The sequence below is a fragment of the bacterium genome (assembly GCA_021372775.1).
Taxonomy (GTDB): Bacteria; Acidobacteriota; Polarisedimenticolia; order J045; family J045; genus JAJFTU01.
In genome coordinates, this window is record JAJFTU010000252.1 from 1 (window position 1) to 13,226 (window position 13,226).

The following is a 13,226-nucleotide window of genomic DNA, read 5'->3' on the forward strand; positions in this document are numbered from 1 at the left end:
GCGACCCGCGACCCGCTGACCGGCCTGCTCAACCGCCGCGAGCTGGAGCGCCGCTTCGTGCAGGAGGCGTCGCGCTGCGCCCGGTCCGAAGCGCCGCTCGCCGTCGTCCTCGCCGACGTGGACCACTTCAAGGCGATCAACGACACCCACGGCCACATCTGCGGCGACTACGTCCTGCGCGAGGTCGCGGAGCGGCTGGTGACGACGCTGCGCCTCCCCGACGTCGTCTCGCGCTACGGCGGGGAGGAGTTCCTCGCGCTGCTGCCGGAGTGCGCGCTCGACCAGGCGATGCTCGTCGCCGAGCGGCTGCGGATCGCCGTCGGCGGGACGCCGTACGCCGCGGCGGAAGGGGAAGAGCTGACGGTCACGGCGAGCTTCGGCGTCTCGCTCGCCGAAGGGTCCGACGAGGCCGCGCTGCGCCGCGCGGTAGACCTCGCCGACCAAGGGCTCTACCGGGCCAAGGACTCGGGCCGCAACCTCGTGCGCACCGTCCTCGTCTGAGCCGCGTCGTCCGCGGCCGCGTTCACGTTGCCTTCCTTCTCGCCCGGACGTCGATCTGCTCGACGTCGCGCGACGGGTGCGCGCCGCGTCGTTCGCCGTACGTTTCGTTCCTTTTCCGCGGAGGAGACGGACGATGCGCGCGCGGTGGGCGTGGGGCGTCTTGGCGTTGGCGGGCGCGGGGCTCGCCGCGGCGCTCGCGGCGCGCGGGGGGCCGGCGCGCCCCGAGAAGGTCCCGGTCCCTCCGCCGAGGACGACGATGAGCGAACCGGGCGCGACGCTCGAGACGGCGACGATGGGCGGCGGTTGCTTCTGGTGCCTCGAGGCGCTCTTCGAGCGGGTCGCCGGCGTCGTTTCGGTCGCGCCGGGCTACTCCGGCGGGCGCGTTCCGAACCCGACGTACGAGGACGTCTGCCGCGGCGACACCGGCCACGCCGAAGTCGTCGAGATCCGCTTCGATCCGGCGGTGATCAGCTACCACGACCTGCTGCGCCTCTTTTTCGGCCTGCACGACCCGACGACGCTCAACCGCCAGGGCGCGGACGTCGGCGAGCAGTACCGCTCGGTGATCTTCGGGCGGACGCCGGAGCAGTTGCGCGTCGCGCGGGAGGTCGTGGCCGAACTGGAGCGGGAGAAGATCTACCGTCGGCCGATCGTGACTAAGATCGAGCCGTTTCAGGCGTTCTATCCGGCGGAGGAGTACCACCGGCGGTTCTTCGACCGGAACCAAGGCCACGCGTACTGCCGCCTGGTGATCGATCCCGAAGTGAAGCGGCTGCGCCGCGAATACAACGAGCGGCTCAAGCCCGAGTACCGCTGAGCGGAACGGACGGCCGTGCGGACCGCGTCGCCGCCGCGTTCAGCCGAGACGACGGCCGCGCTACCCCTGCGTCCAACTGAGGCGGTGGCAGAGCACGGCCAGCTCGCGGGCGAGGTCCTCGTTCTTCACCACGACGCCGGGCAGGTCGGTCAGGCGGCGCGGCGCGAAGTTCCAGATCGCCCGCACGCCGGCCCGCGCGAGCATCTGCGCGACGTGCTGCGCGACCTCGGCCGGCGTGGCGACGATCCCGATCTGCACCTTCCGCTTCCGGATCGAGGCGATCAGGTTCTCCGTCGGCTCGACCTCCAGCTTGCCGAACTTCCGGCCGATCTTGTCCGGATCGTTGTCGAAGAGCAGGACGATCTTGAGCCCGTACGCCTCGAAGCCGGGATAGCGGGCGAGCGCCCGCCCGAGGCTTCCGGCGCCGACGAGCGCCGCCGGCCGCGGATGATCGACGCCGAGCACTTCGCGCAGCCGCGCCGCGAGGCGGTCCGCCTCGTAGCCGACGCCGGGGCGTCCCCGCTCCGCCAAGTGTCCCAGGTCCTTGCGGACGATCGCCGCTTGGGTGTCGGCGGCGACCGCCAGATCGTCGGAGGAGACGACCGGTTCGTGCCGTCCGAGGGCTTCGAGGCAGCGCCGGTAGTAGAGGGGGAGCCGCTCCAGCGTCGGGTCGGGAATCTGCGCCTCGGACATCCGGCTCCTCCAGCGGGAGATCGTGAACAAAAGTACGAAGTCAGCATAGCCCCGCGATTCCGGCCCGGCAAGTCGCGCCTGGGGCGAAAACTTCCCCAATTGGCTCGATTAGCGCCGTTTACAGCGCCCGCCCAAGGCGTTTCTTGCGCGTCCCCGCAGCGGCTGCTAACCTCCCACCCGTGAAAAAAATCACGAAGTCGCGGAATGCCGAAGGACCTGCCCGCCAACTGCGGCCGGCTCGCGCGTCCCGCGGCGAAACATCCCGGGCGGGCTCGTGAACTAATTCACGAACGCCGGGCAGCCCCGCCGAAGGGCGCGCGACGCCCGAGGCGTGAGGGCCAGAAGGGGACGGACCGGATGGGCAAGACACTGACGCAGAAGATCCTCGAAGCGCACCTCGTAGACGGCGAACTGGTCGTCGGCCGCGAGATCGGCCTGCGCATCGACCAGACGCTGACCCAGGACGCCACCGGCACGATGGCCTACCTGCAGTTCGAGGCGATCGGCATCCCGCGCGTCCAGACGGAACTCTCGGTCAGCTACGTGGACCACAACACGCTCCAGTCCGACTTCAAGAACGCCGACGACCACAACTACCTCCGCTCGGTGGCGGGGAAGTACGGCGTCGTCTTCTCGCGCCCCGGCAACGGCATCTGCCACCAGCTCCACCTCGAGCGGTTCGCCCGCCCGGGCCGGACGCTGATCGGCAGCGACAGCCACACGCCGACCGCCGGCGGCGCCGGCGCGTTCGCCCTCGGCGCCGGCGGCCTCGACGTCGCCTGCGCAATGGCCGGCCAGCCGTTCCGCCTCAAGACCCCGAAGGTCGTCGCCGTCCGCCTGACCGGCAAGCTCTCGCCGTGGGTTTCGGCGAAGGACGTGGTCCTCGAGCTGCTGCGGCGGATCGACGTCAAGGGCGGCAGGGAGAAGGTGCTGGAGTACTGCGGTCCCGGCGTCGCCACCCTCTCCGTGCCCGACCGCGCGACGATCACCAACATGGGGACCGAGACCGGCGCCACGACGTCGATCTTCCCCAGCGACGACGCGACCCGCGCCTTCCTCGAGGCGCAGGGGCGCGGCGAGCAGTGGGTCGCGCTCGGCGCCGACGCCGACGCGGTCTACGACGAGACGATCGAGATCGACCTCGCGGCCGTCGTGCCGATGGCCGCCTGCCCGCACAGCCCCGGCGCGGTGAAGACCGTCCGCGAGCTCGGCGCGATGGCCGTCAACCAAGTCTGCATCGGCTCCTGCACCAACTCCTCGCTGCGCGACATGAAGGCCGCGGCCGCCGTGCTGCGCGGCAAGACGATCGCCGAAGGGCTGCACCTCACGGTCAACCCGGGCAGCCGCCAGGTCGTCGAGCACCTCGTCGAGTCGGGCGAGCTGCGCGACCTCGTGGCCGCCGGCGCGCGGATCCTCGAGAACGCCTGCGGCCCGTGCATCGGCATGGGCGCGGCCCCCTCGACCGGCGCCGTGTCGGTGCGCACGTTCAACCGCAACTTCGAAGGGCGCAGCGGCACGAAGGACGCCAAGGTCTTCCTCGTCAGCCCGGAGACCGCGGCGGCGACGGCGCTGCGCGGCGTCCTGACCGACCCGCGCGACCTCGGCGCGGCGCCGAAGATCGACGCGCCGAAGTCGTTCTTCGTCAACGACAACATGTTCATCAAGCCGCGTCCGCAGGCCGAGGCGGAGAAGGTCGCGATCGTGCGCGGGCCGAACATCGCCCCGCTGCCCGAGTTCCCGCCGCTCCCCGACGCCCTCTCCGGCCCGGCGCTGCTCAAGGTCGGCGACAACATCACGACCGACCACATCATGCCCGCCGGCGCGCGGATCCTGCCGCTGCGGAGCAACGTCCCCGCGATCTCGAAGTTCGTCTTCGAGGCGGTGGACTCGAGCTTCCCCGAGCGGGCGCAGGCGGCCGGCGGCGGCTTCATCGTCGGCGGCGAGAACTACGGCCAGGGGAGCAGCCGCGAGCACGCGGCGCTGGCGCCGAAGTACCTCGGCGTGAAGGCGGTCATCGTCAAGTCGTTCGCGCGGATCCACCTCGCCAACCTGATCAACTTCGGCATCGTCCCGCTGACCTTCGTCGATCCGGCCGACTACGACAAGATCGACGCCGGCGACGCGCTCGAGGCGGTGATCGGCGACCTGCGCGGGGCGGTGAAGCTGGTCAACAAGACCAAGGGCGCCTCGTACGCCCTGACGCACACCCTCTCGCCGCTCGACGCGGAGATCCTCAAGGCCGGCGGCAAGCTGCCTTGGATCAAGACCCAACTGGCGGCCCGGGCCTGACGGCCGGACGCGATCGGAGACAGATCATGGCCAAGATCCAGATGAAGACCCCGTTGGTGGAGATGGACGGCGACGAGATGACCCGCGTGCTGTGGCGCTGGGTCAAGGACAAGCTGATCGCGCCGTACGTGGACCTGAAGACCGAGTACTTCGACCTGGGCCTCGCGCACCGCGACCAGACCGACGACAAGGTCACGATGGACGCCGCCGAGGCGACGAAGAAGCTGGGCGTGGCGGTGAAGTGCGCCACGATCACGCCGAACGCCGACCGGGTGGTCGAGTACAAGCTGAAGAAGCAGTGGAAGAGCCCCAACGGCACGATCCGCGCCGCGCTCGACGGGACCGTCTTCCGCAAGCCGATCATGGTCCGCAACGTCAAGCCGGCCGTGGCGAGCTGGAAGAAGCCGATCATCGTCGGCCGCCACGCCTACGGCGACGTCTACAAGAACGCCGAGATCGCGGTCCCCGGGCCGGGCAAGGGCGAGCTGGTCTTCACCGGCGCCGACGGCAAGGAGACGCGGGTCCTGATCCAGGAGTTCAAGGGCCCCGGCGTCCTCCAGGGGATCCACAACACCGAGAAGTCGATCCGCAGCTTCGCCCGCTCCTGCTTCAACTACGCCCTCGACGAGAAGGTGGACGTCTGGTTCGCCACCAAGGACACGATCTCCAAGACGTACGACCAGACCTTCAAGCTCCTCTTCCAGGACGTGTTCGAGAAGGAGTACAAGGACCGCTTCGCCGCCGCCGGCGTGACCTTCTTCTACACGCTGATCGACGACGTCGTGGCCCGGATGATGAAGACCGAGGGCGGCGTGCTCTGGGCCTGCAAGAACTACGACGGCGACGTGATGTCCGACATGGTCGCCTCGGCGTTCGGCTCGCTGGCGATGATGACCTCGGTGCTCGTCTCCCCCGACGGCTGCTTCGAGTACGAGGCGGCCCACGGCACGGTGCAGAAGCACTACTACAAGCACCTCAAGGGCGAGAAGACCTCCACCAACTCGATGGCCCTGATCTTCGCCTGGAGCGGCGCGCTGCGGAAGCGCGGCGAGCTGGACAAGCAGCCCGAGCTGATGAAGTTCGCCGACCTGCTGGAGAAGGCCTCGCTGGCGACGATCGAGGACGGCGTGATGACGCGCGACCTCGCGGCGCTGGCCAACCCCGCCCCGAGCAAGGTCCTGACGGCGGAAGAGTTCCTCGACGCGGTCGCCGCCCGCTTGGCGACCCTCGTCTGACGACGTTCCACCGGTGGCCGCGGCGCTTGTAACCCCCCTTCCGAACGCCGCGGCCGCCATTTTCCTCAAGGACAGCGAACATGGAGCCGAAACGGAGGGCCCAAGCGGGCTCGTTCGAGTCGAGCGACATCCTCGTCCTCGTCGAGCCGGTCGCGGCCGGCGCCGGACGGACGATCGAGCTCGACTCGATCGTCATGCCGCAGTACGGCGACGAGATCATCGCCGCCATCAACCGCGTCCTCGACCGCTTCGAGATGAAGGACGCGAAGATCGTCGCCCGGGACAAGGGCGCCCTCGACTGCACGATCGACGCGCGCGTGGAAACCGCGCTGCGCCGCGCGTTGGGGATCGAGGAGGGCACGGCCTATGAAGCCGAATAAGGCGCGTCGCCGCACGATGCTCTACATCCCCGGCAACAACCCGGGGATGCTCCAGAACGGCCCGATCTTCGGCGCCGACAGCGTGCTGCTCGACCTCGAGGACTCGGTCGCCGCGACGCAGAAGGACGCGGCCCGGCTGCTCGTCGCCTCGGTGATGAAGTCGATCGACTTCGGCGCCACCGAGGTCACGGTGCGGGTCAACCACCTCGACACGCCGTTCGGCATGGCCGACATCGAGGCGATCGTCCCGCTGCAGCCGTCGGCGATCCGCTTCCCGAAGATCGACCGGCCGGAGGACGTCCACCGCGTCGTCGAGGCCGTGGAGCGGATCGAGGACAAGCACGGCCTCCCGCACGACAAGATGAAGATCCACCCGCTGATCGAGACCGCGCTGGGCGTCGAGAACGCCTTCGCCATCGGCGGGGCGAGCCCGCGCATCGACGCCTTCTCCATCGGCGGCCAGGACCTGACGGCCGACCTGCAGGTGGCGAAGACGCGCGACGGCGAGGCGATCGACTACGCCCGGCGGCGCCTCGTGATGGCCGCCAAGGCGCTGAAGATCGACGTCATCGACACCGTGTGGGCCGACGTGGACGACGAGGAAGGGCTGCGCGCCGAGACCGAGCACATCAAGAAGCTCGGCTTCTGCGGCAAGGCGGTGATCAACCCCCGCCAGATCCCGACGGTCCACGAGGTTTTCACTCCCACGGCGGACGAGGTCCGCAAGGCGGAGCGGATCTTCCGCGAGTACCTGCGCCAGAAGGCGTTGGGCGTGGGCGTTTTCGCCATCGACGGCAAGATGATCGACGCCCCGGTCGTGGCGCGCGCGCGGCGCACGCTCGAACTGGCCTGCGTCGACGTCGAAGCCTTGGCGTGAGGTGCGAGCGATGAAGAACGCCATCGGCGTCGAGATTCCCGCGGAGATCCCGGGTCTCGGCAAGCTGGAGCCGTTCCAGGGGGCCTGGACGAAGCTGGCCAAGGGCTGGATGGACGAGGCGGTCAGCGCGACGCCGCTCAAGGCCAAGCGGGCGCACCTCGACAAGCTGCGCAACTCGCTCGAGGAAGCGATCGAGCGCTGCGAGCCGCACGACGGGATGACCGTCTCCTTCCACCACCACCTGCGCGGCGGGGACGGCGTCTGCGTGCGGACGATCGAGATCCTGCACAAGATGGGGATCAAGGGGATCACGCTCGCCTCGTCGTCGCTCACCTCCGCGCACGACGCGCTCGTCCCGTACCTGCAGGACGGCACGATCACCCGCGTCTGGTCGTCGGGGATCCGCGACCGGCTCGGCGAGGCCGTCACGCGCGGCGCGCTCGACGTGCCGGTGATGATCCACTCCCACGGCGGCCGCGTGCGCGCCGTGGTCACCGGCAAGATCAAGATCGACCTCGCGGTCATCGCCGCCTCCGCGGCCGACTGCGAGGGGAACGCCACGGGCGCGGTCGGCCCGTCGGCCTTCGGCTCGCTCGGCTACGCGATGGTGGACGCCGAGTACGCCCGGAACGTGGTCGTCGTCACCGACAACCTCGTGCCGTATCCCTGCACGCCGATCTCGATCCAGCAGATCCACGTGGACCACGTGGTGAAGGTGGACTCGATCGGCGACCCGAAGAAGATCGCCACCGGCACGACCCGGATCACCAAGTCCCCGCTGGACCTGCTGATCGCCGAGGTCGCCTCCCGCGTGATCGAGCACTCGGGCTACATGGTCCCCGGCTTCTCCTTCCAGGTCGGCGCCGGCGGCGCCTCGCTCGCCGTGGCGAAGTTCCTGCGCCGCACGATGCGCGAGCGCGGCGTCAAGGGCGGCTTCGCCCTCGGCGGCGTGACCTCCTACGTCGTGGAGATGCTCGAGGAAGGGCTGTTCGACGCGGTCTTCGACGTCCAGTCGTTCGACGCCCTCGTCTCCGGGTCGCTGGCCAAGGACCCGCGGCACATCGAGATCTCCGGTTCGATGTACGCCAACCCGTTCAACTGCGGCTCGATGACGAACAAGCTCGACGTCGTCGTCCTCGGCGCCCTCGAGGTGGACGAGGACTTCCACGTCAACGTCATCACCGGCTCGGACGGGATGATCCGCGGCGCCTCCGGCGGCCACTGCGACACGGCGGCCGGCGCGCGCCTCACCGTCGTCGTCTGCCCGGCCTTCCGCGGGCGGATGCCGATCATCAAGAAGGTCACGCAGAACGTCGTCACGCCGGGCGAGTCGGTGGACGTCGTCGTGACCGAGCGCGGCGTCGCCGTGAACCCGGCCCACGAGGGGCTGGCGGAACGGCTCTCCGCGGCCGGCCTGCCGGTGAAGGACATCGTCGCGCTCCGCAAGGAGATCGAGGCGATCACCGGCGCGCCGCGCCCGATCGAGCTGACCGACCGGATCGTCGGTCTCGTCGAGTACCGCGACGGGACGATCATCGACATCATCCGGCAGGTCAAGCAGCGGTAACCCCGATGGACGTCCGCCCCGCCTCGGCGCTCGACGCCGTGCTCGAGGCCCGCGAACGGCGGGCCGCCGCGCGCGCCGCTCTCGCCGCGGAGGGGCGGGCGTCCGTCTCCCTCACCCTCAACGTGCCGGGCTGGCCGAAGTCGTCGCCGGCCCTTGCCCGTTTCTTCAACCTTGCGCTGGAGCAGTTGCTCGACCACCTCGCCGCTCGGCGCCTCGGGCCGGACCTCGCGCGGTCCTTCCGGGACGCCGACGCGGCGGGGGATTTTTTCCTCGCCCCGGCCGCCTCGCGGCGCTGCGACGCCGCGGAGCTGAAGGCGGCGGGGGAGGCGTTCGAGGCCGGGCATCCGCTGGGGCGCTTCCTCGACGTGGACGTCGTGGACGCCGCGGGGCGTCCGGTCTCCTCGGGCCGCGCCAAGCCGTGCTTCGTCTGCGGCGCGCGGCCGGCCGTCGTCTGCATGCGCCTCGGCACGCACGCGCCGGGCGAGGCGCGCGCGCTGCTGGAGACGCGCGTCGCGGCCTTCCTCGACGAGGACCGCGCGCGCCGCGTCGCGCGGCGGCTGGCGGAGTTCGCGCTCCGCGCCGCGCTCTACGAAGTGTCGCTGGCGCCGAAGCCGGGGCTCGTGGACCGCTTCTCCGCCGGCGCGCACGACGACATGGACTTCTACACGTTCCTCAACTCCTCCGCCGCGCTCGCGCCGCGCCTCGAAGCGCTGGCCGCCGCCGGGTGGGCCTCCGCGGGCGATTCGCCCGCGGCGTGGCTCCCGCGGCTGCGCGAGCTCGGCTTGGAGATGGAGCGGGCGATGCGCGCCGCGACCGGCGGCGCCAACACGCACAAGGGGCTGATCTTCCTCGTCGGCCTCGCCCTCTTCGGCGCGGCGCGGACGATCCGCGCGCGCGGCGCGTGGGACGAGCGCGCCTTCCGCCGCGCGGTCGGCGCGACGGTGCGCGGCCTCGCCGAGCGGGAGCTGGGCGGCCCGGCCGACGTGGACGAACTCTCGCACGGCGAGCTGGCCGCGCGGCGCCACGGCGCGCGCCTCGCCGGCGGCGCGCGGCGCGAGGCGGAGCGGGGCTTCCCGACCGTCTTCCGCGCCGGGCTGCCGGAGCTGCGGCGACGCGCGCCCGAAGGGCTGCCGGCGCGCGGCGCGGCTGCGATCGACGGCGCGCTGCGCCCCGCGCTCCACGCGCTGATCGCCGCGGGGCGCGACACCAACGTCCTGCACCGCGGCGGGACCGCGGTCCTCTCCGGCCTGCGGCGTCGCGCCAAGGCGGCGCTGCTTGCGGACGGCGCCGACGGCGGGGCGGCGGAGCGGGAGCTCGAGCGGTACGCTCTCGCGCGCCGCGCCTCGGCCGGCGGCGCGGCCGACCTTCTGGCCGTGTCGCTGTTCGTGCGTTGGGCGGAACTGGAGTGGGCCGGTGGACCTCGCTGACTATCAGATCCGCGCGATCGATCTCGACGACGAAGCCGACGTCGCGGACGTGCGCCGCTTCCTCGCCGCGCACGGCTTCGACTACGACGCCGCGGCGGTGGACGAGACGCTGCAGCTCGAGACGGTCTCGGGGGAGCTGGCCGGCGTCGGCTCGCGGCAGGCGAACGTCCTCAAGTACGTCTGCGTGGCCGAGCGGCACCGCGAGACGGCGGCCGCGGCGCGCCTCGTGACCGCGCTCTCCGACCGCGCGCTGCGCGCCGGGCACGACCGGGTCTTCGTCTTCACGCGCCCGACGACGGCGCGGCTGTTCGCCGGCCTCGGCTTCGCGGTCGTCGCGACCGCCCCGCCGCTCTTCGCGCTGCTCGAGTTCGGCTACGCCTCGATCGCCGACTTCCAGAAGAAGCTCGCCGCGCGCCGCCGCCGCTTCGAGGGACGCCGCGTCGCGGGGATCGTCGTCAACTGCAACCCCTTCACGCGCGGCCACCGGCACCTCGTCGAGACCGCCGCCGCGCGCGATGACACGGTCTACGTCTTCGTCGTCGAGGAGGACCGCTCGCTCTTCCCGTTCTCGGTGCGGTTCGAGCTGGTCCGCCGCGGCCTCGCCGACCTCGGCAACGTCGAGGTCCTCGCCGGCGGCCCGTACATCGTCTCCGCCGCGACCTTCCCGACCTACTTCCTCAAGTCGGAGCAGGTCGGCGACGTCGCGCGCGGGCAGGCGGAGCTCGACGCGACGATCTTCGCCGAGCGGATCGCGCCGCCGCTGGGGATCGCGCGCCGCTACGTCGGCACCGAGCCGACCTGCGCCACGACCGCCGCGTACAACGCCGCGCTGAAGCGGATCCTCCCGCCGCGCGGCGTGGACGTGACGGAGGTCCCGCGCCTCGCCGCCGACGGGGCGGGGGACGTGATCAGCGCCTCGAAGGTCCGCCGCGCGATCTGGGAGCGGCGCGTGGACCAGCTCGCCCGCTACCTCCCCGACGTCACCCGCGCCTACCTCTCCTCCGAGGCCGCGCGCCCGATCATCCGCCGCATCCAGGCCCTGCCCCGTCCCGCCTGACCCGCGGTCCGCGCGCGGACGCGCGGCGCCCGCGGCGGGCCCCGGCGACGGGCTAGGCCTCGCCGCGCGCTGTCCGCCGCCGGGGCGATGGCGTAGGATTGGCGCGAGCGGGCTCCGAGGCGGGCGTCCGCGGGGGCGTCGGTCGGCGCGCGAGGGGGCGGGTTGAGCGAAGAGGACATTCCGCAGGAGCCGAGGTCCGCCGCGGCGATGCGGGTCCTCCATCGCTTCGCGCGGCAGTGGACGGCCACGTGCGTCGCGTGGGTCGGAGTGATCTTCGTCTTCCGGCTGCGGTTCGACGGGCCCCTGATGTTTCTGCCGCTCCTCGTCAGCTTCGTCGTCGTTCTCGAGTTGGCCGTCGGCGCGCTCGTCCGGATGATCCAGGCCGGGGAGGTCGCTCCGGACTGGGGCCGCGGAGACAAATGGGCAGCGTACGGATCGAACGCCCTGTTTGGCGTCCTCTTTGCGGTCGGCTTCTTCTTCCGCTGGCCGATAAGGCCGGTGGACGGCGGCTTCGCCGACGACTCGGGCGCGCGCACTCTGGCGGAATACCGGCTCGTCTTGGAATGGCAGGCCGCGCTCTTGGCGAGCTTCGCCGCCGCCTTTGTCGGCAGCGCGCTCTCGGCGATCTTTCGTCCGAAGCCCGAGCGCGGCGCCGGTCTGAGTCTGCTTTCGGACGCCTTCCGCAACGACAAGACTCGGTGATGCGGCCCGCGCCGCGGACGCCCGCGAGCTCCGCCGTGTCGAACGCCTTGATCTGGGCGCCGCCCACTTCCCACGCGTAGAGCAGGTCATTCGCCGGACGGCCCGGCTTCGATCGGCACGTTGACCCACAGGTGCCATCGGCGGAGCAGCGTGCCGCGGCGCCGGACGGCGGGGTCGAGCGCCACGTTGCCCGCGGTGGCGTGACGCGCCGCGGCGTCGGCCACGGCGGCGTTCGGCCAAACGCGTTCCGCGAGGTAGCCGAGGCGCTTCCACGCGGCGCCCGAGCCCGCGGCCGCCGCCTCGGCCAGCAATGCCTCGACGTGCGCGCCGTGCAGCGAGTACTCGCGCAGAAGGTCGGCGACGTTGCGGATGCCTCCGCACAGTTCGGGCCGGCGCAGCCCGTCGACGAGGGTGCGTTCCGGCGTCGAGACCGGCACCGCTCGGCGCCGCGTCTCCGGCGCTCTTTCCGGCGCTGTCCCGACAACGGGCCTGCGCAGACGATGTGTCGTCGGGGCGGGTGTCCGTTCTTGGAGTCACGCAACCGGGTCTTGCGCGGCCCGGCGCGTTCGCCGAAATTGTCGGGGGAGGCGGGAGATGGGGCGCGGGAGGCTCGCGGGACTCTTCGGGTGGGCTCTCTGCGCGGTCGCGCCGCTGTTGTGCGGGGCGGCGTTCGCCGCGGAAGAGGCGCCGGCGCCGCGCACTCTCGGCGAGGCGCTGCTCGGCGGGCGCGCGGAGTACCAACTGCGGCTGCAGCGGATCGAGCTGTCGTACGAGCCGCAGTTCCGCTATCCGGCGGAGCGGCGGCGCGCGCTCGGCGCGGGACTCGCGGTCGGGTACGAGACGGCGGCGTGGGGCGGGTGCGCGGTCGGCGCGGTCGCGTACGGCGCGGCGCCGGTGGACGCGCCCGCGGATCTCGACGGCTCGGGGATGCTGCGCTCCGGGCAGCGCGGCTTCGGCGTGCTCGGGCAGGCGTACGCGCGCTGCGAAGCCGGGCCGGTCGCGGCGCGCGCTGGACGGCTGATCCTCGCCACGCCGTTCCTCGGGCCGCGCGACTCGCTGCTCGCGCCGGTCGCGGTGGAAGGGGCCGTCGCGGACGTCGCGCTCGGGGCGGGGTTCGCGGCGCACGGCGCGGTCGTCGTCGGCTACAAGGCGCGGAACGGCACGGCCTTCGTCGCGCCGAGCGCGGCCGGCGGGTTCGAGACCGACCGCTCGCTGTCGATCGTCGGCCTGACGCGGCAGGGCGCGGTCGGCGGCCAGCTTTGGGCCTATCGGCTGCGGGACTACTTCGACACCTACTACGCGCAGCTCGACGTCGTGCGGCGTCTCGGGCGGAACGTCGAGGCGCGGCTCTCGCTGCAGGCGTTCCGCCAGCGCGCGGTCGGCGCGGCGCTCGCCGGCGACGCGCGCGGCGGCGAGGCCGGGGCGCTCGTCGCGCTCGACGGGTTCGGCGCGGAGCTGCGCGGCGCGGCGACCGTCGCCTCGCGGCGCGGCACGATCCTCAAGCCGTGGGGGGACTACCCCGGCTTCACCTCGATCATGGAAGAGGACTGCGACATCCCGGGCGAGCGGGCGTGGCTCTTCGGCGCGACGCTCGATCTCGCGCGGCTCGGCGCGCCGGGGCTCGTCGTCGGCGGCGACTACACGAAGGCGTGGGTGCCCGATCCGGGGCTCGGGATGAGCC

13 protein-coding genes are annotated in these 13,226 nt (G+C 71.9%); 11 read left to right on the forward strand and 2 right to left on the reverse strand.

Annotated elements, in window-relative coordinates:
• Positions 1–501 (forward strand): GGDEF domain-containing protein (locus tag LLG88_09005; protein MCE5247038.1); only part of this gene is annotated, 501 nt, incomplete at its 5' end.
• 256 nt (positions 502–757) lie between these two features.
• Entirely contained in the window at positions 758–1,318 is a 561-nt protein-coding gene (msrA, locus tag LLG88_09010) for a peptide-methionine (S)-S-oxide reductase MsrA (protein MCE5247039.1), read from the forward strand.
• 60 nt (positions 1,319–1,378) lie between these two features.
• Here msrA and LLG88_09015 read toward each other — a convergent pair whose 3' ends face one another.
• A complete protein-coding gene (locus LLG88_09015) occupies positions 1,379–2,011 on the reverse strand; it encodes a redox-sensing transcriptional repressor Rex (GenBank protein MCE5247040.1) in 633 nt (210 codons plus the stop codon).
• Between the two features lie 357 nt (positions 2,012–2,368).
• Between LLG88_09015 and LLG88_09020 the strand changes: the two genes are divergently transcribed.
• The 8 genes from LLG88_09020 (at position 2,369) to LLG88_09055 (ending at position 11,545) form a co-directional block, all read left to right on the forward strand.
• A complete protein-coding gene (locus LLG88_09020; GenBank protein ID MCE5247041.1) occupies positions 2,369–4,300 on the forward strand; it encodes an aconitate hydratase in 1,932 nt (643 codons plus the stop codon).
• 26 nt (positions 4,301–4,326) lie between these two features.
• Complete coding sequence (locus LLG88_09025) at positions 4,327–5,535, forward strand: NADP-dependent isocitrate dehydrogenase (GenBank protein MCE5247042.1); 1,209 nt, start codon at positions 4,327–4,329, stop codon at positions 5,533–5,535.
• Positions 5,536–5,615: 80 nt separating this feature from the next.
• Positions 5,616–5,915: a citrate lyase acyl carrier protein gene (citD, locus tag LLG88_09030; GenBank protein MCE5247043.1), complete on the forward strand. Its 300-nt coding sequence runs from the start codon at positions 5,616–5,618 to the stop codon at positions 5,913–5,915.
• Positions 5,902–6,792 (forward strand): CoA ester lyase, encoded by an 891-nt coding sequence (locus LLG88_09035; GenBank protein ID MCE5247044.1) that lies wholly within the window; start codon positions 5,902–5,904, stop codon positions 6,790–6,792. Before citD ends, LLG88_09035 begins: the two co-directional genes overlap by 14 nt.
• Before the next feature lie 10 nt (positions 6,793–6,802).
• On the forward strand, positions 6,803–8,359 hold the full coding sequence (gene citF, locus LLG88_09040; protein ID MCE5247045.1) for a citrate lyase subunit alpha: 1,557 nt from the start codon (positions 6,803–6,805) through the stop codon (positions 8,357–8,359).
• Positions 8,360–8,364: 5 nt separating this feature from the next.
• On the forward strand, positions 8,365–9,786 hold the full coding sequence (locus tag LLG88_09045; GenBank protein MCE5247046.1) for a triphosphoribosyl-dephospho-CoA synthase: 1,422 nt from the start codon (positions 8,365–8,367) through the stop codon (positions 9,784–9,786).
• Positions 9,773–10,843 (forward strand): [citrate (pro-3S)-lyase] ligase, encoded by a 1,071-nt coding sequence (gene citC / locus LLG88_09050; GenBank protein ID MCE5247047.1) that lies wholly within the window; start codon positions 9,773–9,775, stop codon positions 10,841–10,843. The genes LLG88_09045 and citC overlap by 14 nt, the downstream gene beginning before the upstream one ends.
• 267 nt (positions 10,844–11,110) lie before the next feature.
• Positions 11,111–11,545: a hypothetical protein gene (locus tag LLG88_09055; protein MCE5247048.1), complete on the forward strand. Its 435-nt coding sequence runs from the start codon at positions 11,111–11,113 to the stop codon at positions 11,543–11,545.
• Positions 11,546–11,631: 86 nt separating this feature from the next.
• Here LLG88_09055 and LLG88_09060 read toward each other — a convergent pair whose 3' ends face one another.
• Positions 11,632–12,042 carry a hypothetical protein gene (locus tag LLG88_09060; protein MCE5247049.1) on the reverse strand — a complete coding sequence of 137 codons (411 nt, stop codon included), beginning with the start codon at positions 12,040–12,042 and terminating at the stop codon, positions 11,632–11,634.
• 97 nt (positions 12,043–12,139) lie between these two features.
• On the opposite strand from LLG88_09060, the gene LLG88_09065 reads away from it, so the two are divergent.
• On the forward strand, positions 12,140–13,226 hold a 1,087-nt coding region (locus tag LLG88_09065; protein ID MCE5247050.1), incomplete at its 3' end, for an OprD family porin.

Excerpts from the sequence above, each read along its gene's own strand:
- LLG88_09025 (MCE5247042.1), top strand. The coding sequence starts at position 4,327 with ATGGCCAAGATCCAGATGAAGACCCCGTTGGTGGAGATGGACGGCGAC.
- citF (MCE5247045.1), top strand. The coding sequence starts at position 6,803 with ATGAAGAACGCCATCGGCGTCGAGATTCCCGCGGAGATCCCGGGTCTC.
- LLG88_09015 (MCE5247040.1), bottom strand. The coding sequence starts at position 2,011 with ATGTCCGAGGCGCAGATTCCCGACCCGACGCTGGAGCGGCTCCCCCTC.
- LLG88_09045 (MCE5247046.1), top strand. The coding sequence starts at position 8,365 with ATGGACGTCCGCCCCGCCTCGGCGCTCGACGCCGTGCTCGAGGCCCGC.
- LLG88_09035 (MCE5247044.1), top strand. The coding sequence starts at position 5,902 with ATGAAGCCGAATAAGGCGCGTCGCCGCACGATGCTCTACATCCCCGGC.
- citD (MCE5247043.1), top strand. The coding sequence starts at position 5,616 with ATGGAGCCGAAACGGAGGGCCCAAGCGGGCTCGTTCGAGTCGAGCGAC.
- LLG88_09020 (MCE5247041.1), top strand. The coding sequence starts at position 2,369 with ATGGGCAAGACACTGACGCAGAAGATCCTCGAAGCGCACCTCGTAGAC.
- msrA (MCE5247039.1), top strand. The coding sequence starts at position 758 with ATGAGCGAACCGGGCGCGACGCTCGAGACGGCGACGATGGGCGGCGGT.